Genomic DNA, 24062 nt, shown 5'->3' with positions numbered 1-24062 from the left:
GTATTTTAGGGGTGTTTGGTGCATTATGGAAAAGTTAGTTCCTGCAAAAGACAGATTGTTAAGGTCTAAGAAAAATTGGCTCGATGGGGAATTGCGCGGGAAAATTCTCGTGATCTTGTGTGCTGTCATCATGATCTCAGCAACCATCTCGATAACCATATTCCTAGGTTCAAAGGGGTTACAATCCTTTATCAAAAATGGTGTAAGTCTTATTGAGTTCATAACCAGTACTCACTGGAATCCTACAAATCAAGCAAAACCTGAATATGGGGCTTTACCGTTTATTTTTGGTTCCTTTGCGGTAACCTTTCTTGCAGCAATTGTGGCAGCGCCATTAGGTATTGGCGGAGCGATTTTTATGACCGAAATTGCACCCTCATGGGGAAGGAAAATTTTACAGCCAGTGATAGAACTTTTGGTCGGAATTCCATCTGTAGTTTATGGCTTCATCGGACTTACAGTGTTAGTACCATTTATCAGGGAACATGTGGGCGGACTTGGTTTTAGCTTGCTCTCAGGTACCATTGTATTATCAATCATGATTTTGCCGACAGTAACTACAATTGCAACCGATGCGATGAGTTCACTGCCTAAAAATCTTCGTGAAGGTTCGTATGCTTTAGGTGCTACTCGCTGGCAAACTATAAGAAAAGTTTTAATACCTGCTGCATTACCTACCCTCTTGACTGCTATCGTTCTTGGGATGGCAAGAGCATTTGGAGAAGCTCTTGCGGTACAAATGGTCATCGGTAACGTTAGAGACTTACCAACAAGCTTATTAGACGCATCAGCAACCTTAACGACAATTATTACTCTTAACATGGGCCATACAACATACGGTAGTGTAGAAAATAATACTCTTTGGTCAATGGGCTTAATTTTATTAATCATGTCGTTTGCGTTTATTCTCCTCATTCGCTACCTTTCGTCAAGGAGGAAAATGTGATGAACAGTAAAACTGCAGATCGGATTGCCACAGGAGTATTTATAGCCATTGCAATCATAATCATTTCTATATTAGTTGGTTTATTTTCTTATATTTTGATTAATGGATTTAAACATATTTCGCTTGACTTTTTAACCTCTCCGTCAAGCAATGTACGTGCGGGCGGGGGAATTCGTGACCAATTGTTCAATTCATTTTATATATTATTTATTACGATGTTAATTGCCCTTCCGTTAGGTATTGGCGGTGGAATATATATGGCTGAGTATGCTAAGCCGGGGAAAATTACAGACATGGTCCGTTCTTGTATCGAAGTTCTAGCCTCTTTACCATCCATAGTCATTGGGATGTTTGGTTTATTAATGTTCGTTAATTTAACAGGCTGGGGCTACACCATTTTAGGAGGAGCCTTAGCCTTAACGGTTTTTAACCTGCCTGTAATTGTAAGGGTGAGTGAAGATGCGATCCGTGCCGTCCCAAGTGATTTGAAAGAGGCTAGTCTTGCCTTAGGGATTACCAAATGGCATACGATAAAAACCATTTTATTACCAAGTGCTTTTCCGACGATATTAACTGGTGCGATTCTTGCTGCAGGTCGTGTATTTGGTGAAGCCGCTGCCTTATTATTTACAGCCGGTCTTTCAACACCAAGACTCGATTACGCAAACTGGAATCCATTTTCACCTCAATCACCGTTGAATATATTTCGTCCAGCAGAAACGCTTGCAGTTCACATTTGGTCTGTAAATACACAAGGGTTAATTCCAGATGTGGAAGAGGTTTCTAATGGTTCAGCTGCTGTTTTAGTAATATCGGTATTAATATTTAACTTATTAGCTAGGTGGATAGGAAGTATGATTCATAAAAAGGTAACAGCATCAAAATAAGGGGCGGGGAGATAGGATGGTTACAGCATTTAAAGAAGAATCGACCGATAATCAAGCTGTTCAGTCTAACAGCCATTTGCAAAAGGAACATATCTTAAAGGTAAATAATCTAGAAATATTCTATGGAGAAAAACGAGCTGTCAATGGGATTTCACTTGATATTGAAAAAAATTCCGTTACAGCACTCATAGGCCCATCAGGCTGTGGGAAATCCACTTTTTTAAGAAGTATTAATCGAATGAATGACCTCATCCCTGGAGCAAGGGCGGAGGGAGAAATCATATATGAAGATCTTAATATTCTGTCGGAACAAATAGATGTCGTTGCTCTCCGTAAGGAAATCGGCATGGTTTTTCAAAAGCCCAACCCATTTCCAAAATCAATTTATGAGAATATTACACACGCCCTTAAATTTGCAGGAATCAAAAAGAAAAGCAAACTTGATGAAATGGTGGAAGTGAGTCTGAAAAAAGCAGCATTATGGGAGGAAGTAAAAGACAGGCTTCATAAATCGGCTTTGTCACTTTCTGGCGGGCAGCAGCAACGTCTTTGTATTGCAAGGACGATTGCGATGAAACCGACTGTCATGCTCCTTGATGAACCATCCTCGGCACTAGACCCAATATCCAATGCTAAAGTTGAGGATTTAATTGTTGAGTTAAAAAAAGAGTATTCAATTATTATTGTCACCCATAATATGCAGCAGGCATCGCGTATTTCCGATAAAACAGCCTTCTTCTTAAGCGGTGATTTAATTGAATATGATCATACGGAAAAAATCTTTACCAATCCATCTGTTAAAAAGACAGAGGAATATATCTCTGGAAGGTTTGGATAAGGGGGGAAAGTTGTGCCAATATCAACATTAACCAGACAAGTATTTGATATTAAAGACCTAAATTTATGGTATGGTGAACATCATGCGTTAAAAAACATCAACTTTCCAATTGACAAAAAAGAGGTTACCGCAATCATCGGTCCCTCGGGCTGTGGAAAATCTACATTTATCAAAACTTTAAACTTAATGATTAATATGGTCCCAAATGTAAAAATGACGGGCGAAATTAATCTAAATGGGCAAAATATATTAGATAAGAAAATGGATCTCGTCGAACTACGCAAACATGTTGGAATGGTTTTTCAGAAGGGAAATCCTTTTCCACAATCTATCTTTGATAATGTTGCCTATGGCCCGAGAGTCCATGGTATCACTAAAAAGAAGCATCTAGATGAGATTGTCATTAAATCACTGATGGATGTAGCATTATGGGAGGAAGTAAAGGATCGTTTAAATGCTCCTGCCTTAGGCCTATCAGGGGGGCAACAGCAAAGGCTATGTATTGCAAGAGCACTTGCAACGAAACCTGAAGTGTTGTTAATGGACGAACCTACTTCAGCATTAGATCCAATTTCTACGTTAAAAATTGAGGAAATGATCCTAGAATTAAAAGAAAAATATACGATTGTTATTGTTACCCATAACATGCAGCAGGCATCAAGGGTTTCAGACAAAACAGCTTTCTTTCTAATGGGTGAATTAATCGAGCTAGATTCAACTTCGACAATTTTTTCTAATCCAAATGACTCACGGACTGAAGGATATATTACAGGAAGATTCGGATGATGAGGTGTCTACTATGAGTACGAGGACAAATTTTGATAATAATTTAAAAGAATTAAAAGATCTTCTATTAAAAATGGCCGAAAAATCGGAGCACGCAATCCAAGAATCGATGATTGCCCTAATTAATCAGGACATGGAAAAGGCACAACAGGTTATTGATGGTGATAATGAAATCGATGAGTTAGAATATGAAATTAATGATAAAGCATTATTATTAATCGCAAGACAATCACCCGTAGCCACCGATCTTAGGAAAATAAATGTGGCATTAAAGGTTTCATCTGAGGTTGAACGTTTTGCAGATATAGCCGTAAATATAGCAAAATCGACCATCCATATTGGCAATGAAGAGCATTTTAAAGAAATAATAGATATACCAAAAATGATGGAAATGGCCTTAGAGATGGTTTCTGATTCCATAAAAGCCTATTATTCAGAAGATGTTACGTTGGCAAAGAAGTGCGCGGATAAAGATGATGCAGTGGACAAAATGTTTGGAAGCTTAATTCAAGAGTTATTGGGCTATATTCCACAAAATCCAAACTCAACAAACCAAATTATTCAATTAGCGTTTGTATGTAGATATATTGAAAGAATCGCAGATCATTCAACCAATATTGCAGAGCATGTCATTTACCTTGTGACAGGTAACCGCGTGAATTTAAATGACTAATGATAAATAGTGTTTATTAAAGATGAGGATTTTTATGCCTTATCTTTTTTTATTTTACAAGGGAAACGGATTGGCATTTAATATTAAAGTCTTTCAAGAAACGACAATTTGCGTTTATTGTGCGCGGTTGAATCTGGTGGTACGATTAAATTATCATGTATTAAGCATAATTTGGAATTTGGTGCATATATTGATTGTTTGCAGAAATGGAGGAAGACATGATTAATGAGATTAGTAACCTAAAAGGAGATGGAGGAAATATAACTAACAATCCATCTACAGATTTTATTCCAATTAAAGGTGAGTTGGCCGCAAAGCTTGTTACCCCCCGCAAATTGCTTCTCTTCTGGGAAGTTTCCGAAATACCCAAAAAAATGATTGAACTATTTTTTCATCTTAGTTTTGAGAGTCTTATCCCTGTTGTTCGGATCTATGATGTAACAGATTTGGTTTTTACCGGAAAAAATGCTCATCATTTTTTTGAAATCGCGGTTCCTTATCAGAAAGGACATTGGTTCATCAAAGGATTGGTTGCAAATCGCAGCTATGTAGCAGAATTAGGGATTACTATTTCCAACCAGAAATTTTTCCCCCTATATCGTTCTAATTCCATTCAAACTCCGATGATGGAAATACCGAATGGAACTGAAATGAATCATGATCTAATCCAGCTTAAGCAACATGAAGAGCAGTCGCCAAAGTGGATTGATCATGTTAGTACGTATAGTTATTACGTGGACTCAAAAAACATGGAGAATATTAATGGATAATATATTCTCCCAGCTCGATGGTTTGCATAAAACCCCATCCAATTATCGGACTTTAAAAATACTGATGCTTTGCTGGGAATATCCTCCTAATATTGTTGGGGGTCTTTCAAGACATGTATTTGGATTATCCGTTCATTTGGCAGAAAAAGGACATGAAGTTCATGTGTTAACGGCAATAAATGGTAATCTTCCTTCATTTGAAAATATGGACGGCGTAAATGTTCATCGAGTCAAACCATTAAACCAATACGATGATAATTTTCTTTCGTGGATAGGTGGACTTAATTTAGCTATGGCTTTCAAGGCAGAACAATTAGCGGAGGAAATCCATTTTGATATCATACATGCCCATGATTGGCTTGTTGGTTCAGCCTCGATTGTATTAAAAGAAACACTGAAAATTCCACTACTAGCAACCATTCATGCGACAGAGTATGGAAGGAACAACGGTATTTATACTGAAATGCAACAGTTTATTCATAAAAAGGAACAGCAATTAATTTGCGAATCCGATCAAATTATTGTTTGCAGCGATTACATGAAAGATGTTCTCAACTCCATCTTTAAGGCGAAAAATGATAAGATAGCCATTATTCCAAATGGTATTGAACCTGTCTTGAATGAACTTGATACAGAGGAAATATTTCCGGAACTTAAGGATCAGAAATACATTTTTTCTATTGGTAGAATCGTAAAAGAAAAAGGATTTGAAACCATAATAGAGGCAGCCTCGATCGCAAAAGAGAGGGAAATAGACTGCTTTTTTGTGATAGCAGGAAAAGGACCGATGCTCGAAACGTATCGAAGACAAATTAACGTGCGAAATATAGAAAGCCATATTACATTTGTGGGATATGTTACTGATGAGCAAAGGAATTCACTCATTGCTGGAAGTGAACTAGCAGTCATTCCTAGTTTATATGAACCTTTCGGAATAGTGGTACTTGAAACGATGATCTTAGGTAAACCAACGATTGTATCCAATACAGGTGGGATGAAGGGTATTGTGAAGCATCTCCATACAGGATTACTAATGACCCCTGGGGATGCAGAGAGCATGCTCGAACAAATCGACTTTCTAATAAATCATCCACTTAAAGCTGAAGAAATTGGTAAAAAAGGAAGACAAATTGTAACAAGCCTGTATGGATGGAAACGTATTGCATCCGAAACAAGCAGGGTAATGGAAGATACTGTATTGAACAAACGTGTTCATACTGATGCACAAAAAGAAACACCAAATAATTTAAAAAAGGTGTAAAACGATGACTCTAACTGAACAACAAAAATATAAACAGACTCCTGTCCACCAACTGCCGCCGGATACGCTGCAATTTATTCCTGGTTTATGGGCAAACGGAAAGTATGTTTGGCTCCATGATTGTACAGAAAAGGTCTTTCAAGAGGAAGAAATAATTATTCAAGTGAAACAGGAGCAACCCCACTCCAAAGTTCGTTTTTCAAGTGTGTATGTCAGTAATCACAGCGAGCAAATGAAAGAGATTAAGATCTTGGCTTTGCATTATTTTCCCAATGTTATTCAAGACAACCTAGCTTTTGTATCTCCAACAGATTATAGGATTTTTCACCTCGCCAATAAGAATATTTATTTAGTTAATGGAGACATCAATGGAGTGGGTATGAAAGAATATACAGCCATGCCGCAGTGGAAGGTTTTTACAGATCAAATTTGGAGTTCACTTCAAAAGGGGAACTTGAATTATCTTCCCATGGCAAAAGGTCCAGCGGCCAGTATTTTTGCAATGAAAATGACGATAGAGTCGCATGGAATTGCTAAAATGAACACATGGACCATGACGGGTTCCAACAAAAGTGAATTGATTTCAATGGAGGAAGCACTTTTAAAGAAAATTAACTGAAATGAATGAAAGTTTATTAACAAAAAAACATACTAGCATTTCCTTTTAAAAAATGATATTATGGAAAAGTCGTATGAAAGAAATGCTTAATTGTTTGGAGGGAAATAAACATGCGTGTGAATATTACATTGGCTTGCACTGAGTGTGGAGATCGTAACTATATTTCAACAAAAAATAAACGTAATAATCCAGATCGTCTTGAGCTTAAGAAATATTGCCCAAGAGAAAAACGTTCAACAGCACATCGCGAAACAAAATAAACAGTAGGGGCTTCCTGCTGTTTTTTTTGTTGTCTAAAAGTTAGGAGCTTACTAAAATGAATAATAAAAACTCTATTCGTAAGCAAATGAGAGAGACACTTTCAAAGCTTACAAAACCTCAATACGAAGATTATTCGTATAAAATTGCTTGTACACTTTATGAGGATGAAGCATGGAAACAAGCAAAAGTTATTGGATTAACGGTTTCAAAACAACCAGAAGTGGATACATATCAATTGATTCGCAAAGCCTGGGAATCAGGAAAACAAGTTGTTGTGCCAAAATGTGATCCAAATGAAAGACGGCTATCCTTTAGAACTTTAAATGAATTTTCTCAGCTGGAATCAGTATTTTATGGTCTATTTGAGCCGATTGAGGAAGTAACCCAGGAAGTTGACGCAGATAGCATTGACCTATTGATTGTTCCAGGTTTAGCCTATACAAAAGAAGGGTACCGTTTGGGTTTTGGCGGAGGCTATTATGATCGTTATTTACAAAATTACCACGGTATGACGATTTCACTTGCCTTTACTGATCAATTGGTCCCACAGTTTCTTGTTGAGGAGCATGATATACCGGTCTCCCAAATTATTACAAACCATGGAGTTATCAAAATAAAATGATCATAGCGATTTTGATTTTCGTTGGAATTCTATTGACAGGTGCGGCAGGTTATAAATCCAAATCCTTGACTAGATCAGGGGCCTTTGCTGCCATTTTAGTTGGACTTGCAGTGTATTTAGGCTTCGGTGAAAATGGTCTTTTCCTGCTTGGGGTATTTTTTGCCTCTTCAAGTTTTTGGTCAAAATATAAAAGTAGTGATAAGAGCATAATAGAAGAAAAGCTTGCAAAAGGGGCTACAAGAGATTGGCGTCAGGTTGGGGCGAACGGAGGAGCGGCCGGGCTTTTCAGTATCATTCAGTATTTCAACAATGATATGATCTGGTTAGTTGGCTTTATAGTATGTCTGGCTAGTGCAAATTCTGATACCTGGGCCTCGGAAATCGGTAGTTTAAGCAAAAAAGAACCATTATACATACGTTCCTTTAAACGGGTTGATAAGGGGACATCAGGAGCAATCAGTTTATTGGGTAGCTTGGCTTCCCTTGCAGGTTCCTTCCTAATTTCAATCATAGGATTTTGGCTTTTTGATTTAAGTTATTTCTTAACAGCTCTTGTTTTCCTTTTTGGTTTTTTCGGAAATGTTATTGATACGTTGATTGGTGCATTTTACCAACAGGTATATGTTTGTGTGAAATGCGGGATAGAGACTGAAAAAAAGAGGCATTGTGATTTGCCGACAAATAGAATAAAAGGGTCTATCTTTGTAGATAATGATATGGTGAATTTCCTTTCAGGTTTTGTTGCTGCTATGTCAGCGATAGGAGTCATTTATTTGAATAACTAACTTTTTTGGGGTTACGAAGAGCAGGAAAAATTCGTTAATTCTGTGAATGTATTAAAGCAAACAATGGAACCGGTCTTTAAGAACTATTAATCAAAAGGATTGAATTCTTATACTGTAAATTCAGTCCTTTTTTTATGGATAAAATGATGGTCATAATCGCAAAATACTAGTAGGAGGGATGAGAATGTCTCGTATGTTAACATCCATATTGATGATTGGTTCTATTGGTTATTTTGGGTTCCGATATAGATACCGTCTTATCAATGTGCTACTAGGATTTAGTTGGATGCGCAGGCTTGCAGTAGGCTCAGTTATGAGCTTCCCAGGTGTAAAACAAAAAATGATGCAATCGGTTTTTGGAAGACCATCTGAATGGTGAAAACCACAGATGGTTTTTTTTTATGGAGAAGACGGATCTCAATAAAAATAAAAGCTTGATTGATTATTGTTACTCGAGAATCGTTTATAATGAAAGATATAAGAAAAAGAATTATCGCAGCTTGATAAGGCCGTTTATTTTTACATAGGAAGCAGGGGGGAAATGAATAATAGAGAACGTTACATATTTTGGGAATTAGCGTATTCATTTATTTCAGATCATGGTTACCGTATTATTCAATTATTTGAAAATCAAAAAGAATTATGGCTAGAAAAAATAGAAAATAAAAAAGCACCGATCATTCGTATGCTGCTCCATAATTTGGATTGGAGTAATGCTATGCAGCGTGATATTGAGTTTACTGCAGCAAATGGAGAGAGAGTCCGCAAGCAAATTGGTCGACATGAGTTAAATGTGCTCAATATTTATGTTAGTCAATTCCCACCAGTTGATGAATATGAATTTCGTCTCGTGAAACCTTTTGTCCATTCTGAAGGAAATAAAACGATGGTAAGCTCGATTCTTTTTGCACAAGGGGTATACGAAGCAGGTTTTCATCGTATTTCAGAGAGGCTTGGGGCTGGACTTCATTTTTCAATCAATGATGATTACTTAGAAGAGGATGTTGAGTCCGTTAAGAAAGCGGCATTGGATTATGCGATTAAGAAAGTTAAGACGGAAAGAGCTATTCTGTTGAATGGCAAACCAATATTTACGTATGTTTTCATTGCCATTCAGGTTGCTGTTTTTTTCTGGCTTCAGCTTCATGGTGGAAGCACGAATACTTCTACCTTGATTAAATACGGGGCCAAGGTCAACCAATTAATCGTTGAAGGAGAATGGTGGAGATTTATTACACCCGTTTTTCTTCATATTGGTTTTATCCATCTGGCAATGAACACCCTTGCATTGTACTTTCTCGGAACTGAAGTGGAAAGAATTTTTGGCAATCTTCGTTTTCTTTGGATTTACTTGTTTGCTGGGGTTACAGGTTTTATTGCCAGTTTCATCTTCAGTGCTAACTTATCAGCAGGGGCAAGCGGTGCTATTTTCGGCTGTTTTGGTGCATTACTTTATTTTGGAGTTATTTATCCGAAGTTATTTTTCCGAACAATGGGATTGAATTTGCTTGTCGTTCTTGGGATCAACCTTATGGTTGGGTTCTCTGCATCGGGAATTGATAATGCAGGTCATCTAGGCGGGTTGGCAGGGGGATTCATAGCAGCAGGAACTGTCCACTTTCCCAAGAAGAACAAACTATGGCTGCAAATGTTGTTTTTTATTGCGTCTGTCGCACTGCTATATGGTTCTTTATCATATGGTTTTAGCTCTTTAGGAAAATCACATGATGAAAATTCTAATTTGTTGATGGCCCAGGAATATATAAAGCAAAACAACTACGATAAGGCCTACAACGTTTTAAAGGAATCGGAAGAAAATGCCGTCAATCTATCAGAGAAAACCTACTTTCTTCTATCCTTCGTAGAAATTAAGAAGGAAATGCTTCCTGAAGCCAAAACACATCTACAAAAAGCAATAAAACTAGACCCTAGTTTTGATAAGGCTTTCTTTAATTTAGCTCTCATTAATCTTGAGCAAAAAGATCTGGAAGAGGCTAAAGGAAATATAGAACAGGCAATTAAGCTTAAACCGAATCAACAGGAGTATTCTGAATTACTACACGAAATTAATCGCCAGCTTCAATCCTCTGACGGAGGAGAATAGAATACCAAATTATGTTTCGAAAAAAATATTGCTTGTACTAATATGTTTCTCTCAATTAAAATACAAGGAGATATAAATGAAAACTATTTATGATATTCAGCAATTTTTAAAGCGCTTTGGAACCATTATTTATATTGGTGAAAGAGTCGCGGACCTTGAATTAATGGAAATGGAGCTAAAGGAACTATATCAATCACAGCTGATTGAGCCAATGGAGTTCCAAACAGCTCTGTTAATTTTGAGGCATGAGATACAATTTCAAAAAGAAAAAGTCAAAAAAGATAGGTGATTCTATTGTCAAGAAAATGGATTGTTGGTGTTGACCTTGGTGGGACAACTACTAAATTAGCCTTCGTAACAACTGAAGGTGAAATCGTTCACAAATGGGAAATCCCAACGGATAACTCAAATGAAGGACAAAACATTACAGGTAATATTGCTAAGGCAATTGATGAAAAACTTGCTGAACATGATCAATTAAAAAGTAATTTACTAGGAATTGGTATGGGGGCACCTGGACCAGTTAACTATGAAAAGGGAATCGTTTTAAATGTCGTAAATTTAGGCTGGCCAGATAACTATCCCCTAAAGGACCGTCTTGAAGCAGCGACCTCACTACCAGCTGCGATTGAAAATGACGCAAACTCTGCGGCATTGGGTGAGATGTGGATGGGAGCGGGCGCTGGAGCGAAGGACCTTGTTTGTGTCACACTCGGAACTGGTGTCGGTGGCGGCGTAATTGTTGGCGGCAAAGTTGTTCAAGGCATTAATGGTGCTGCGGGAGAAATAGGTCATATTACAGCCATACCATCGGGTGGTGCACCATGCAATTGCGGGAAGACCGGCTGTTTAGAAACGGTCGCTTCTGCCACAGGTATTGTTCGATTAGCTAAGGTTGAACTAGCTAAGGGGTTAAAAGGTGAATTATCTGAAAAGCTTGCTGAGAATAGCAGCATTACAGCAAAAGATGTCTTTGATGCAGCCCGTAATAGTGATGAATTGGCCAAATCAATTTTGGATGAGGTTTCCTTTCATTTAGGATTCGTATTAGCTAGTATTGCCAACACCCTAAATCCGGAAAAAATTGTTCTTGGCGGCGGTGTTTCAAAAGCAGGCGATATATTAGTAGTTCCAGTAAAAAATAATTTTGAGAAGTTTGCTTTTTCACCCGTAAGGGATTCCACAAAACTTGCTTTGGCTACATTAGGAAATGATGCAGGTGTCCTTGGTGCAGCATGGCTAATAAAGAATAAATTAAATCAATAAACTCCAAAGGGAAAATCCGCTGTCATGCGGCTTTTTCCTATTTAGTATTATTTGCTAAAAAGTTGAAACATTTTTGTCAAAAAAACGTACTAACCTATGAGAGCGGAAATGAGAGGAGGAAATATTGATAAATTGAGCCGGCAAAAAAGAAATTATCCTATTTTTCTGATCCTCCGTTTATTTTTTTTAATTCTCATTTTAACTGCATGTGCTCAAAAAGAGCAGTTGAAACAAAAAGTTACCGCTAAAAATGAAAAGCCTAAATCACCTGCTACTGCTCTAGGAAACGAATGGAAATTACCTATTTCCATCCCTGAAGGTGAATTTTATAAATTCGTCGGCTGGCTTTCTGGAACCAAAGTCCTCTACATTACAAATCTAGAACAAACTTCAAGTGTCTATCAGTACAATCTTTTAACAGGTAAAAGTGAACTAATTTATAAAAGTGAATATCCCATAGTCAACGTCCAAATTAGCCCTTCAAAAAAGAGAATGTTAATTCATACCTCGCCGTCATCATACGAAGGAGTAGTTACAATTATAGATATAAAAGGGAAGGAACAATTGAAAAAATCTTTTGCTTCCTATGAATTATCTTTTGAGTGGAATCCTTATAAGGAATCAGAGATTCTGGTCACGAAATTTAATGAGGATTGGAGCTTTCAAGTATTATTACTTGATCTAAATAAGTCAAACACTACCGAACTTACCTTGCCCCAACCTTTTATAAAATGGAAGGGTGAGAATGAGGTTGCCTTCATTAATTGGGATGAAAATAATCCTTCCTTATTTGCACCACTTATTGATAGAAGTTTAGAAAATGGGATGGAAAAGACACTGTTTTCTTCAGTGATCGATTTTTCCGAATTTCGCGATTTGCTCGTGACTGTCTCTGTTAATGAACAAGATCAATCGATGGCCAACTATTCATTTTTTGACAAAGAAATGAAAAAGCTATTCACGTTTTCTATTCCACAACTTACAAATTATTCAGATTGGTTAGTTCCTTTCTATGACTATAATGAGCAGAAGGGACAATTTTTTACCTTTAGTCCTGTCACAAGTGGTGAAGCGGATTCCTATACAGAGGGCTTCCAACTCCTAGCTTTTAATCCTAAGAACGGAAGTAGCAGCTTAATCATGGATGGGTTAGAAAATGAGCCCATTCATTTATCTCCTACTGGTGATGCACTCTTGTATGGGAATCAGTTTGAAAAAATTATTGATATTAAGGCCAAGAAAATATATGAATTGATAAAAGAATGACAATACGGTTGTCATTTTTTTATTTAATCTCCCAATATGATAAAATCACGTTGTGATGAAAATATAGGAGAGGAAGGTAATATTGCATGGCCATTGTAGATGTAGCAGTCATTCCAATTGGTACGGAAACACCAAGTGTCAGTAAATATGTGGCAAGTGTTCAAAAAGTTTTGAGGAAATATCAAGAAGAAGGGAAGATTCGTTTCCAATTAACACCGATGAATACCATAATTGAAGGTGAATTACCTATCCTTTTTGAAGTAATTCAAGAAATGCATGAGGTACCCTTCTCTGAAGGGATTCAGCGGGTCGCTACAACGATTCGTATTGATGACCGAAGGGATGTTAAGCGTAGTATGGAATATAAAGTAGAGCGGGTAACCACACTGTTAAACGAGGGATAGAAAAAAGACTGCCTGATGGCAGTCTTTTTAAGATTATTAATGATGTCCTGTTGGAAAACCAGAATGAACAATGGTCATAACTGTAAACCAACCAAAAGTCACAAATGATGCTACACCCCAAAATGCACCTAAGAAATTTTTATTCTTTAGTGATGAAAATCCACCGAAAGCTGCAAGGATGGTTACGATAGCAAAAATAATTACTAAACCCATGGTAAATCCCCCTTTTTCATCATAAGCAGGCAATGCCTCAAACATTCCAAAGAAAATTATGTACCTATATTATATACATTCGACTCTTATTTTATATTTTTTTCTTTCATTTGTCGAGTGCAAATAAGAGATCATTGAATTAGTATTCTTTCACTCAACTGTTTACTTAGTGTAAAATAATGATATCGCAATTTCAATTGGAGGTACTAAAGTATGAAATGGCAACAAATCCCATTAGGGGCACTTCAAACTAACTGTTATATTGTAGAAAATTCAGATCGTTCGTGTTTAATTATTGACCCAGGCAGTGAAGGGAAAAAACTCATTCATTTGTTGAACAATAGGAAATTAAAACCTCTCGCAATTTTTCTAACCCATGCCCACTTCGATCATATTGGGGGTGTTGATGAAGTAAGGGATTTTTATAAAATTCCAGTTTATCTTCACAAACAAGAGGAAAAATGGCTGGGTGACTCTTCATTAAATGGTTCGCAATTTTTTATGATTCAGGATTCAATAACAGCAAAGCCAGCTGATTTTATTTTAAAAAATGAAGGAGAAATGAAAATAGGTGGTTTTGAGTTTGACATTTTTCATACACCAGGACATTCACCTGGAAGTGTCTCATTTTACTTCAAAAAGGATGGGTTTGTTCTTTCAGGTGATGCCCTGTTTCAAGGCAGCATTGGCCGTACAGACCTACCTGGAGGAAACGAGGCACAGCTATTAAAAAGCATTCATGATAAGCTGCTTGTTTTGCCTGAGGAAACGTATGTCTTATCAGGCCACGGCCCTGTAACAACCATTGCTGATGAAATGGATAGTAATCCGTTCTTGAATGGATTTTAGAGGATAGAGAGAAGACAAAAATAGAAAAACCCTTCTCCAATTTGAGAAGGGTTTTTCTGGGGGATATTCTATTCTAATATGGGAGGGGATAAAAGTTAAGCTACTATCTTTACAATATTATAAAGTTTACACTGTGTCAATAGTGTTTATTTAAAAAGGAGCATATATGAATATATTTTTAAAGAGTTTAATTTCAAATTCACCCAATGAGTTAATTACCTATGCGGATTTCATGGGGGCAGCCTTATATCATCCTGAATTCGGTTATTATATGAAAGATAAACAGAAAATTGGCCGACAAGGAGATTTCATAACAACAAGCAATATATCTGATATATACGGAAGAATGATGGCAAAATGGTTTTCTCACGTATGTGAAAGGACACAATTAGCTCCAGTATTTTGTGAAATTGGAGCTGGGAATGGACGTTTTGCGGAGGCATTTTTACAGGAATGGCATGAAACGATTAAAACCCCATTAAAGTATATAATTGTAGAAAGCAGTCCCTATCATCAGAAACTGCAAAGGCAATTGCTAACTAATTTTTCGGTTGTCCAATTGGAAAGTATCAGCAATGTTGAGGCTTTTGAGGGAATGGTTTATTCCAATGAACTATTCGATGCCCTGCCAGTTCGTGTGATCGAGAAAGTCGATGGTCAGCTTTTTGAGGTTATGATAGGGATTCGAAGGAACGAACTGTATGAGCAAAAAGTATTGTTAACGGATTCAGATATCCTGTTTTTTTTACAGGAAAGCAAGCTTAAACTAAAGGAAAAACAGCGGATAGAGATCCCGTTAGCAATGGAAAAGATGGTGCGGGAAATTGCTCAGTCCCTCATAAAAGGAATTGTTGTGACAGCTGATTATGGCTATACACTTGAGGAGTGGATGGACCCAAGAAGGGCAAAGGGGAGTTTAAGAGGGTATTATCAGCATCAGATGATTGATGATGTCTTACAGCACCCAGGTGAAATGGACATTACCACGCATATTCATTTTGATTATCTCATTCAAAAGGGTGAGCAGGTAGAATTAGAATTAATTACCAAACTCAGACAGGATGAATTTTTATTAAAGTCCGGAATTCTAAAAGAATTAGCGAACCATTATGACCCCAATCCATTTTCAGAAGTCAGCAAACGGAATCGAGCGATTCGTAGTTTGATCATGCCATCCGGGATAAGCACCTATTTTCATGTGGTTATCCAGCAAAAAGGGTTTAAGCTAAATGAAAATGACGCTTTCGTAGAATAAAGAAAAAACGCCGGAGTATTCCGACGTTTTTTCTAAATGTTTCTCAATGACCTGCACCAGGCACCATCATGAACGTAGTCCAATAAGTGAAACCTGCGAAGAAAACTGTTAAATATGCTCCGAATACCCACAAATACATGCGCTCGGATAATTTAAGATAGCTAAGCAGAACGAAAAAACCTGTTTGGGCTAAGAATAGCATTGCCGTTTTATCCATATCACCTAGATAAAACATAACTGTAAAAATGCCCGTCCAGAAACCACAAACTCTGAACATGCGATCCATATGTATCCCCCTCCTTTTTCCCTACGATACCATCATTACAATATTATAAGGAAAAGGAGACATAATGTAAATAATGGTTTCGAATTAGTTTGTAACCAGCGCTTGATATGAACAAGTTTCGCAGCCAGAAATAATATTATCTTTTTCAATCAACTCAACGGATTCAAATAGTGCTCCAAACATTCCCTTTAGAAATTCATGGTGCATACTGCAAACTGTTTCCGAATGCTCTTCTGCCACTTCTTTAAATGGACAATTGAAAATTTGGAAATAGATTTTTGTTTTTTCACCGTTTGCTTCAAATTCTGGATAAAAACCTGCAAGCGTTGCAGCGCTTTTTAATATTGTTAGCTTTTGCTCAAATTCTAATTCCTCACCAAATGCTCTTTTTGCCTTTTCTTGTTCAATCACTTCTGTACCAAAACGTTTTCCGGTTAGATAAAGGGCTTGCTTTCCTGCTTCTCCAAGCGAAATCATTGTTTGGAGTGCGACTTTGGATAAAAGCATGTAGTCGCGAAACGGGAAATGCAGCTGGATTACATCGTCAGATAAACGATATAATCTACTTGGTCTGCCACCTTTACCTGTTTTCTTGGTTTCAGATGCTAACATATTTACATCTTCAAGCTTTGATAAATGCAATCTTGCTACATTCGGATGAATATTAAAATTTTCCGCCACCTCTTGAACGGTTACTTCTTGGTGACGTTTTGTAATGTATTGATAAATATAGTACCGTGTTGGATCTGACAAAACGTTTGTTATTTTTAATGTTTGTTCCATCACTGTTCACCTCGGACCCCCATAATTTATTCCATTATAATACAGCCATTGTAACATGGGAATGAGGTTAACAATGTTAACACTATATGTTTAGAAATTGTTCACAATTTACGACTTTATATTGTAACAATATAATAAAAAATAGCCTAAATTCATTAATAATCTCTTGTCAATAGCAGAAATATAGTTATTTTGGAAAAATAACGAAGCAGACCCAGCATCCGCTCGTTACAATTTTCGTCTTTTTTTGACTTCAAAATAAACGATGTAGGGTAGAATTCCGAACCAGCGATACCAAAAAGAAGCTTTTGTTTCTTTTCGAGCTGTACGAATTCGTTTTCGTTCATCCTTCGGTTGGTCTGCGTATTTCACGATGGTTTGGGTCATATATTTCACATAGTCGTTTGTTTTCATGGACACACCTGCCTTTAATTTTCATAAACAAGTATGTCCATATTTCTTCATTTTAATTCGACCCATTTACTTAATCTTTTTGTCCTTGTATCAAAATATCCCCGTCCAATGAATGTTTTGTCAACAGCAAGGAGGTGAAGAGTAAAATTGACTTTTTGGACATACCCAGTAGGAGTTTCAACTTGGTAATCCATGGTGCCGTTAACAAAACTAATTGTTCCTTTGACAGGTAAGATCCCACTCTTTTGAAATATTACTTCAACTTTTTTTACCGACGATAGAAAATAGTACTCCTCTTGGAGGATGATAGCCGTTTCATGTGCCATTTTTCTTTCGGATAACAATTGTTCAATACGTACCGAGAAAAATAATAAAAAAATGATGATCAGGCACAAGGTAAGTGGGTAAGTGAAGCCTTTTTCATTATTTTTCATGGGACTGTCCCCGAATTTACTAATGGAAAAGCTGTTACTGAGTATTCTTTTCCCCATAGATCCGTTACGATGGTTTTGACTGCATTGTTTATAATGGTGAACGAATATTGTGAAACATTTTGGAGGATTATTTCATGACCAGTTGAATTCACACGTCTCCTAAGATTAGTACCGTACTTTTCATATTGAATGGTTTCAGTATCCTTCGTTAGAATTAACCTTCCGGAAATCACTTCGGCACGAGTGGACTGCCTTATTTCTTTTTTGATTTGGCTCGAAAAAACTTCCCATTCCATTGCCTGTAACGATGCCTCCGTGTCCTTATTAGTCAGGATAATTTGAAAAACAGGTGTCATAAAGAAAATAATCGTCGTAAAAATTGAAAAAGCAATTAGTACCTCGATGAGCGTAAATGCTTTTTCATTCAAGGGGCCTACAAATTTCGGTTTCAGGCTGTAATGAATTTTTTTCAATTCTTACACACACCTCCTTTTGGTCAGCTGCTCCGGTGTCTTTCCATGTGATTTGGTATTCAACTCCATTCAAAATGGAAGTGTAATTTGAAAATGTTTTATAACTGATTAATTTGGTCTGTAGTTCCTCATACATCAGCTGCCTCGCCTTGCTCTCCCATTCTAATTGTCGTGATTGTTCTCTTAGTTCGATCAATAAAGGCAGTAAAAATAAACTAAGCATTAACCAGGCAGATAAAGAAAGTAGTAGTTCAAGCAAAAAAAATCCTCTAGTACTCCTTAACATAGAACCGACCCTCTCCAATTAAAAAAGTAATAACATATGTTTTATTTTTTGTTTGGATAAAAAAGTTTCCAAACTGGTTTACGTTTCCGTCGCTTAGGAATTTCAAATATAAGGGGAGAGAACCTTCTTTGAGATAAATATTTGTACTGTAATTTCGATTGACGATCGGCGTTGGTTCCGGCCACAAATACAGAAAATACCTATATTGATCTGGAACAAAAACAATGGATACTTCATCATGATGGGAGATAGCATATTGTTGAGCATAATATAGGTCGGCTTTTAATTGGATTAAAAAGGCCTCATCCTCCATTACTGAGTGCTGTGGTTTTAATGAGAAAACTGTAATTGAGGAGATAATCATGAAGATGGAGAGAACTAACAAGGACTCAATTAAAGTGAAGCCTTTTTGATGCGTATTCATTATGGAGTGGTTACTGATGCAACAGCTGTTACAGTACCTTCAGAGTCTATTTCAACTGTCTTTCCGTTTGGACAACCTTTAGCGTCCTCCTTTATATATCCTTCTGCTTTTAGTTCCGCGATGGTTGGTACTTTATTCTTATCCATTTCATAAGCCTGAACTTGTGCCTGGACCATTTTAACATAGGCATCACAGCCTTTATTGTTGATGTTAGAATTATGTTTGGCAACGTTTGGAATTGTGATAATTAACAAGACCGAAATTACGAGCATGACGATCATCATTTCAATTAAAGTAAAGCCTTTTTCATTTTTCATCATTTTTAATAACCTCCATTTTTTTAAATGCCGTCCAGTAGATGAAACATGGGTAAAAGAATCGCTAAATACATCGAAACCACCATGAATCCAATAAAAATGTAAAGAATTGGCTGGATGGTTGTTAACCGTTTTTCTATCATTTCTTCCATGTTAGTGACACAATGCTTACTGAAAAATAATAACTCCTGCTCCAATTTTCCATTTTCTTGGCCGTGTTTTACAATCATCGGAAATTCTTTTTCGAAAAATGACAGAGACGCTAAAATTGTCTCCAACTTTTCTCCGGTAATTAGCTTAGTTTTAATCCTTTTAGCTAAGTGACAGTAAAAAGGATGTCGATGATTCTGTTCAAATAGTTGTAAGGCTTCGGAAACTGATAATCCACCGGATAAGAGAAAGCTAAGTTGAATGGAAAAGTAGTGGGTAAACAGCAATTTGAGGATCCTGCCAACAAAAGGTATTCGAACAAGTTGTGACCTTTGTTTTAGGACGGAGAGTTTTCTAAAAAAGAGAAGATAATAAGCGGCTCCCATAATTAGGATCAGAAGCAGGGTACCGATAACAGTTGGGAAGTATTGATCAAAAGCATAAATGACATTTGTGAAAAAATTTGCTTCCAGACCAAGCGATGAAAAAAGGGTGGTGAACCTTGGCAGCAATGTATTTTCTATAAAAATAAATAGAAATCCTGTAATAACTAAAAGCACCATCGGATACTGAAGCAACTTGAGCAACTTGTGTACGTCTTTATCTTTTAATAGGGCAAGATCACTTCCTTCTAACAGAGCATCAGCAAAGCTGCCATGCTGCTCCGCAAAATAGACATAACCGACTAAGTCCTTGTTGAAACCAAGATTATTTAATGCATCATGAAACGGTAAACCCTTTTTCAACTCTTCTAAACAACCATTTAAATCCTCCTTTCGTTTTGACGGTAATTGTAATGCTATGGATTCAATTGCTAAAGCAATTGGATACCCCCTTGCCAATAGTTCACCGGTTCTTCTCAGGAAATTAGCTTGTTCATTCACTGACCATTTAGACCGTTTCATCGTCATATACCAATCGTTCATATTCAGATTCTTGGATATATCCAAGGGCAATGCCCTTATTAATTACATCTTTTATCATTCGGTAACGAATTTCTATTTTTTCTCCTTGAGCAGCTTTCATTACTGCGTGTAAATTTCGTCCGGATAAAAGTTCAAATACACTGGCACGTTTCCATCTGCCATAGGAATAACAAATAGGTGAACACTCTCCTTCGCAAAAAGGGCAGGTAAGTTCAACCAACCTTTGGGCTGTTATGGCAATAAGTGTCTGCTCGACCTCTAACCAATTCACTCCAAACTCACGCAGGCGATAAACCGCTCCCTTCGCATCACGGGTATGCATCGTGGAAAGCACTAGATGGCCTGTTAATGCTGCCCTTACCGCAATCTTTGCCGTCTCAGCATCTCTAATTTCACCGACCATTATAATGTCAGGATCATGTCGAAGAATTGCCTTTAATCCGGCTGCATAGGTGACGCCTGCTTTTTCATTGACTTGGATCTGCAGGACTGAGTCATAGTTTTTTTCAATGGGATCTTCGAGTGTAATGACATTACGATGAAATAAGTGGGCGGTTTCATTTAAAAGGGAATAGAGAGTAGTCGTTTTTCCGCTGCCCGTCGGGCCGGTAAAAATTATTAATCCATGAGCGTGTTTGAGAAGGGCAAGTAGTTTTCGGGTCATTGCTGGGAAGAGTGAAAGTTGGTGAAAAGGAATTTGTTCTTGCTGTGGTAATAGCCGGATGACAAGGCTCTCTCTGTTATTAGAAGGGAGTGTGGAAAGTCTGAGCCCCATTAAATTTCCGTCAACTTCACAAAAAATGGATCCACTTTGTGGTCGTCTTCTTTCTCCGATATCCATATTGGCTGTGAATTTAAAATGTGAGATTAATCTGTCGCATTCATCTTTTGGAAGGGATAGTCGAGGAATTAACTTGTTGGTTAATCGGATTTGGACGAGTGTGTCCCTCTTCCTTGGGATAATGTGAATATCTGTTGCCTGGTTTCGTGCAGCATCTGTAATGATTCGATTTGCTAAAATTTCTATCTCGCTAACAATAAGTACCACCGCCTTTTCATTTTTCTATGGGATAATATTCGACATGATTCCTCCTTATCCTTCTTTATTTTCAAAAATATTTTTAAGGGTGTCAGACACCATGTGAAAATTTCACATGGTGCCTGACACCCTGTCCCTTATATTGCTTTTTCAGTTAGATAAAAGAGGCCGCCATTGATGAAGGATATGGAGATTTTTGGTTCGTACTGTTCCTTTAGAGCCATTTTTTCGGTTTCAAAGTTTTCATTTTCATCTTCAACATCCTCGTAAAAATGATTCAAGAGGCGTAAATCTTTATCCCAACGTTCTCGCGCATCTATTGCCCAAGAGTGGTCATCCTTCTCAATTATGGATGAAAGATAGGTTTCAACTCTCAACATCCCGCTTTGAGGTTTCACTAAAGGTGACAAAGTAAAGGAGTAATCAGGTATTTTTGGTGTTAACGGTATTTCAAGCAGTCTGTCATGGAAATCTTCAACCATTTTTCCGTTAATGAGTTGTAAGCCGATAGATTTGAAAATATCCCGCTTACGGTCACATTGATAGGAGATCTTAACATTCATACATAGCCATGGTAGTAAAGGAGTTTGCTTGTTTTGATTCCGATGATTTTCATAAAGTCGGATATAGCTGGCTAAATTTTTCGTCGAAGTAAAAATTTGATGAAGCCGAGGTGAACCAAAATGAATGATTTCCCCCTTTATATTTTCAGGAGCGGCATCTTGGTTCGTAATAAATGTTAACTTCATCGGGTTTGGAATTCCACCCGTTTTTTCTAAATAGTGCCAGTAAAAAGGGCGATTCATTAATTCCTTATCAAGTTCAACTGTTAACTGAACAGTCAAATATCCTGGGCTATTCGCCACAATTGCACAGTCATTAGCCTGAAAATAGTTCAATAAAAAGTTATGAATTTCCTGCTGCTGCATGGGAATCTCCCTTCTTCATGTCCTGAGCAAATTCAATCATTGATGATAAATTTTCCATTTTAATTCGCATTTCGCCTTCGGATGAGGATTGTCCAAAAATATCGATTAAATGGTCTTCAATATTGCCAAATTCCAACTTTGTTAAAATATCGTCCAGTTCACCAATTACTTTTTCAAATAAATGTATTTTCTCATAAAGAAGCTTCAAAATATGTTCTTCGACAGTATTTTTTATCGCAAAATTATAAATCATGACATCCTTTTCCTGGCCCAGACGATGGATACGACCAATTCGTTGTTCGAGCCTCATTGGATTCCATGGCAAATCAAAGTTAATTATATGATTACAAAATTGAAGGTTAATTCCTTCACCGCCTGCTTCAGTTGCAATAAGGACCTGAGCGTGCTTTTGGAATAATTCTCTCATCCAGTCCTTTTTTCCACGCTTAAAGCCGCCCCGAAAAGGGACAGATGAAATTCCATGCTGTTTTAAATACCATTGGAGGTACATTTGTGTTGCTCGGTATTCTGTAAAAATAATTACTTTATCATTTACTTTTTGAATTAATTCTAATGCTTTTTCCGCTTTTGAATTCTTCTGGACAGCTTCGACTTTTTTTATTAAATACTGAATTTGTTCCTCAAAAACTGGGGTTGGATTTTCCTTTTTTTGGAGCATATTTTTTAATGTATAAAAAACTGCTTCTCTACTGCTGCACGCCTCACGCTGTAATGTCATTACGGAGAATGAACTTGTCTGTGCCCAATTCCCCTCATTTTTTAGTTCAGTAATTGACTCATAAAGATCTTTCTCCTCTTGAGTGCATTCAATTGGAATGGTTTCCACATGCCTTTTCGTCCACTCAATGCCTGTATCTGCCCGCCTGTTCCGAATCATAACCTTGTTTACTAATTCTTTTAAATGCTCATCATCATTTAATGAACGTGCATCTCGTTTGTATTTTTCAAAGAATGTCGTTTCGCTGCCTAAATGTCCTGGTTTTAATAATGAAACCAGATTAAAAATTTCCTCGATACGGTTCTGAATGGGTGTTGCCGTCAATAGTAAACAAAATTTCTTTTTCAGATTTTGGACAAATTCGTAGTTTTTTGTTTTGTTATTTTTAAGTTTATGGGCTTCATCAATGATAATAAGGTCATAGTCCTGTTTAAAAATTATGTCTCGATGGGGATTTCGTTTAGCTGTATCAATTGACGAAACGACAACATCGCACTGTTCCCACACATAGCTCTTCCTTTGTGAAATGGCTGGAATGAAAAATTTGCTATTCAACTCCATCGACCATTGAGTAACTAACGATGCAGGGACAAGAATTAATACCTTTTTCACCAATCCGCGAATCATATATTCTTTTAGAATCAGCCCGGCCTCAATCGTTTTTCCGAGTCCTACTTCATCGGCAAGGATGGCTTTCCCATTCATGTTTTCAATTACTTGTTTAGCTGTTTCAAGCTGGTGAGGAAGTGGGGTTAGATTGGGTAAATGACTTGGTGCCAATAAACCTGTGAAATCTGGAATGACGAGCTGTTTTTCAACTCCAATTGCTAGTTTAAAAAGTTCCCAATTCCCCCATGGACCATCGTTTTCAATTCTATGTAAAAAATCATCCTTCCAGGAGGAATCAAATTCAATTTCGATCGACATGGTTCCAGCTCCTTTTTATTCAATTTCCAGCTATATGCTTTTCTAATAAAGTTATTGCTCAATGTATTATTTTAATGGTAGGATAATAATAGCTTTGAATGTTTTAAATATTTTAATAAGGTAATTTATT

General features: G+C 37.1%; 32 protein-coding genes. 19 read left to right on the top strand and 13 right to left on the bottom strand.

The window, feature by feature from the left end:
• Positions 1-25: 25 nt before the first annotated feature.
• The 17 genes from pstC to AB7942_RS06935 all read left to right on the top strand — a co-directional run bounded on the left by pstC (position 26) and on the right by AB7942_RS06935 (position 13488).
• Entirely contained in the window at positions 26-946 is a 921-nt protein-coding gene (gene pstC, locus AB7942_RS07015) for a phosphate ABC transporter permease subunit PstC (RefSeq protein WP_214713380.1), read from the top strand.
• Complete coding sequence (gene pstA, locus AB7942_RS07010; protein WP_335712161.1) at positions 946-1833, top strand: phosphate ABC transporter permease PstA; 888 nt, start codon at positions 946-948, stop codon at positions 1831-1833. Before pstC ends, pstA begins: the two co-directional genes overlap by 1 nt.
• A gap of 16 nt (positions 1834-1849) precedes the next feature.
• The gene (gene pstB, locus AB7942_RS07005; RefSeq protein ID WP_369446305.1) at positions 1850-2671 is read left to right on the top strand and encodes a phosphate ABC transporter ATP-binding protein PstB; all 822 of its coding nucleotides are present in this window, start codon (positions 1850-1852) and stop codon (positions 2669-2671) included.
• 12 nt (positions 2672-2683) lie between these two features.
• Positions 2684-3457, top strand: a complete 774-nt coding sequence (gene pstB, locus AB7942_RS07000) for a phosphate ABC transporter ATP-binding protein PstB (protein WP_369446304.1) — start codon at positions 2684-2686, stop codon at positions 3455-3457.
• 13 nt (positions 3458-3470) lie between these two features.
• Positions 3471-4130, top strand: coding sequence for a phosphate signaling complex protein PhoU (gene phoU / locus AB7942_RS06995; RefSeq protein ID WP_335712159.1), 660 nt, complete (start codon positions 3471-3473; stop codon positions 4128-4130).
• Between the two features lie 218 nt (positions 4131-4348).
• The gene (locus tag AB7942_RS06990; protein WP_369446303.1) at positions 4349-4900 is read left to right on the top strand and encodes a DUF4912 domain-containing protein; all 552 of its coding nucleotides are present in this window, start codon (positions 4349-4351) and stop codon (positions 4898-4900) included.
• Positions 4893-6161, top strand: coding sequence for a glycosyltransferase family 4 protein (locus AB7942_RS06985; RefSeq protein ID WP_369446302.1), 1269 nt, complete (start codon positions 4893-4895; stop codon positions 6159-6161). The genes AB7942_RS06990 and AB7942_RS06985 overlap by 8 nt, the downstream gene beginning before the upstream one ends.
• A 4-nt stretch (positions 6162-6165) precedes the next feature.
• Positions 6166-6780 carry a hypothetical protein gene (locus AB7942_RS06980; RefSeq protein WP_369446301.1) on the top strand — a complete coding sequence of 205 codons (615 nt, stop codon included), beginning with the start codon at positions 6166-6168 and terminating at the stop codon, positions 6778-6780.
• A gap of 110 nt (positions 6781-6890) precedes the next feature.
• Positions 6891-7040, top strand: a complete 150-nt coding sequence (rpmG, locus tag AB7942_RS06975; protein ID WP_066064234.1) for a 50S ribosomal protein L33 — start codon at positions 6891-6893, stop codon at positions 7038-7040.
• 56 nt (positions 7041-7096) lie between these two features.
• Positions 7097-7663: a 5-formyltetrahydrofolate cyclo-ligase gene (locus AB7942_RS06970; RefSeq protein WP_369446300.1), complete on the top strand. Its 567-nt coding sequence runs from the start codon at positions 7097-7099 to the stop codon at positions 7661-7663.
• The gene (locus AB7942_RS06965; protein WP_369446299.1) at positions 7660-8448 is read left to right on the top strand and encodes a DUF92 domain-containing protein; all 789 of its coding nucleotides are present in this window, start codon (positions 7660-7662) and stop codon (positions 8446-8448) included. The genes AB7942_RS06970 and AB7942_RS06965 overlap by 4 nt, the downstream gene beginning before the upstream one ends.
• A gap of 184 nt (positions 8449-8632) precedes the next feature.
• Positions 8633-8827 (top strand): hypothetical protein, encoded by a 195-nt coding sequence (locus tag AB7942_RS06960; RefSeq protein ID WP_369446298.1) that lies wholly within the window; start codon positions 8633-8635, stop codon positions 8825-8827.
• A 162-nt stretch (positions 8828-8989) separates the two neighbouring features.
• On the top strand, positions 8990-10552 hold the full coding sequence (locus AB7942_RS06955; protein ID WP_369446297.1) for a rhomboid family intramembrane serine protease: 1563 nt from the start codon (positions 8990-8992) through the stop codon (positions 10550-10552).
• A 76-nt stretch (positions 10553-10628) separates the two neighbouring features.
• Positions 10629-10841, top strand: a complete 213-nt coding sequence (locus tag AB7942_RS06950) for a YqgQ family protein (protein WP_088088976.1) — start codon at positions 10629-10631, stop codon at positions 10839-10841.
• Positions 10842-10846: 5 nt separating this feature from the next.
• Positions 10847-11818, top strand: coding sequence for an ROK family glucokinase (locus AB7942_RS06945; RefSeq protein WP_369446296.1), 972 nt, complete (start codon positions 10847-10849; stop codon positions 11816-11818).
• 108 nt (positions 11819-11926) lie between these two features.
• Positions 11927-13084 carry a YqgU-like beta propeller domain-containing protein gene (locus tag AB7942_RS06940; protein ID WP_369446295.1) on the top strand — a complete coding sequence of 386 codons (1158 nt, stop codon included), beginning with the start codon at positions 11927-11929 and terminating at the stop codon, positions 13082-13084.
• 86 nt (positions 13085-13170) lie between these two features.
• The gene (locus AB7942_RS06935; protein ID WP_088088973.1) at positions 13171-13488 is read left to right on the top strand and encodes an MTH1187 family thiamine-binding protein; all 318 of its coding nucleotides are present in this window, start codon (positions 13171-13173) and stop codon (positions 13486-13488) included.
• 36 nt (positions 13489-13524) lie between these two features.
• Here AB7942_RS06935 and AB7942_RS06930 read toward each other — a convergent pair whose 3' ends face one another.
• Positions 13525-13701: a DUF2759 domain-containing protein gene (locus tag AB7942_RS06930; RefSeq protein ID WP_088088972.1), complete on the bottom strand. Its 177-nt coding sequence runs from the start codon at positions 13699-13701 to the stop codon at positions 13525-13527.
• Between the two features lie 213 nt (positions 13702-13914).
• Here AB7942_RS06930 and AB7942_RS06925 point away from each other — a divergent pair, with 213 nt between their 5' ends.
• Together AB7942_RS06925 and AB7942_RS06920 are read left to right on the top strand one after the other, a co-directional pair.
• Positions 13915-14550 carry an MBL fold metallo-hydrolase gene (locus tag AB7942_RS06925; protein WP_369446294.1) on the top strand — a complete coding sequence of 212 codons (636 nt, stop codon included), beginning with the start codon at positions 13915-13917 and terminating at the stop codon, positions 14548-14550.
• Positions 14551-14716: 166 nt separating this feature from the next.
• Positions 14717-15805: a class I SAM-dependent methyltransferase gene (locus tag AB7942_RS06920; protein WP_369446293.1), complete on the top strand. Its 1089-nt coding sequence runs from the start codon at positions 14717-14719 to the stop codon at positions 15803-15805.
• A gap of 43 nt (positions 15806-15848) precedes the next feature.
• On the opposite strand, the gene AB7942_RS06915 is transcribed toward AB7942_RS06920, so the two are convergent.
• The 12 genes from AB7942_RS06915 to AB7942_RS06860 form a co-directional block, all read right to left on the bottom strand.
• The gene (locus AB7942_RS06915; RefSeq protein ID WP_088088969.1) at positions 15849-16091 is read right to left on the bottom strand and encodes a DUF2626 domain-containing protein; all 243 of its coding nucleotides are present in this window, start codon (positions 16089-16091) and stop codon (positions 15849-15851) included.
• A gap of 84 nt (positions 16092-16175) precedes the next feature.
• Positions 16176-16874 (bottom strand): helix-turn-helix transcriptional regulator, encoded by a 699-nt coding sequence (locus tag AB7942_RS06910; RefSeq protein ID WP_335713583.1) that lies wholly within the window; start codon positions 16872-16874, stop codon positions 16176-16178.
• A 228-nt stretch (positions 16875-17102) separates the two neighbouring features.
• Positions 17103-17288: a YqzE family protein gene (locus tag AB7942_RS06905; protein WP_088088967.1), complete on the bottom strand. Its 186-nt coding sequence runs from the start codon at positions 17286-17288 to the stop codon at positions 17103-17105.
• A 47-nt stretch (positions 17289-17335) separates the two neighbouring features.
• Complete coding sequence (gene comGG, locus AB7942_RS06900; protein ID WP_335713097.1) at positions 17336-17722, bottom strand: competence type IV pilus minor pilin ComGG; 387 nt, start codon at positions 17720-17722, stop codon at positions 17336-17338.
• Entirely contained in the window at positions 17719-18195 is a 477-nt protein-coding gene (gene comGF, locus AB7942_RS06895; protein WP_369446292.1) for a competence type IV pilus minor pilin ComGF, read from the bottom strand. The genes comGG and comGF overlap by 4 nt, the downstream gene beginning before the upstream one ends.
• Positions 18143-18454, bottom strand: a complete 312-nt coding sequence (locus AB7942_RS06890; protein WP_369446291.1) for a hypothetical protein — start codon at positions 18452-18454, stop codon at positions 18143-18145. The genes comGF and AB7942_RS06890 overlap by 53 nt, the downstream gene beginning before the upstream one ends.
• 10 nt (positions 18455-18464) lie before the next feature.
• Complete coding sequence (gene comGD, locus AB7942_RS06885; protein ID WP_088088963.1) at positions 18465-18905, bottom strand: competence type IV pilus minor pilin ComGD; 441 nt, start codon at positions 18903-18905, stop codon at positions 18465-18467.
• A complete protein-coding gene (gene comGC, locus AB7942_RS06880; protein ID WP_088088962.1) occupies positions 18905-19225 on the bottom strand; it encodes a competence type IV pilus major pilin ComGC in 321 nt (106 codons plus the stop codon). The genes comGD and comGC overlap by 1 nt, the downstream gene beginning before the upstream one ends.
• A gap of 20 nt (positions 19226-19245) precedes the next feature.
• Positions 19246-20283, bottom strand: coding sequence for a competence type IV pilus assembly protein ComGB (gene comGB / locus AB7942_RS06875; protein ID WP_369446290.1), 1038 nt, complete (start codon positions 20281-20283; stop codon positions 19246-19248).
• Positions 20264-21346 carry a competence type IV pilus ATPase ComGA gene (gene comGA / locus AB7942_RS06870; protein ID WP_088088960.1) on the bottom strand — a complete coding sequence of 361 codons (1083 nt, stop codon included), beginning with the start codon at positions 21344-21346 and terminating at the stop codon, positions 20264-20266. Before comGA ends, comGB begins: the two co-directional genes overlap by 20 nt.
• 128 nt (positions 21347-21474) lie before the next feature.
• The gene (locus AB7942_RS06865) at positions 21475-22266 is read right to left on the bottom strand and encodes a YqhG family protein (protein WP_369446289.1); all 792 of its coding nucleotides are present in this window, start codon (positions 22264-22266) and stop codon (positions 21475-21477) included.
• The gene (locus tag AB7942_RS06860; protein ID WP_369446288.1) at positions 22244-23932 is read right to left on the bottom strand and encodes a DEAD/DEAH box helicase; all 1689 of its coding nucleotides are present in this window, start codon (positions 23930-23932) and stop codon (positions 22244-22246) included. The genes AB7942_RS06865 and AB7942_RS06860 overlap by 23 nt, the downstream gene beginning before the upstream one ends.
• Between the last annotated feature and the right edge of the window lie 130 nt (positions 23933-24062).

The sequence above is a fragment of the Neobacillus sp. BF23-41 genome (assembly GCF_041106275.1).
This window is presented reverse-complemented; position numbering and strand designations above follow the sequence as displayed.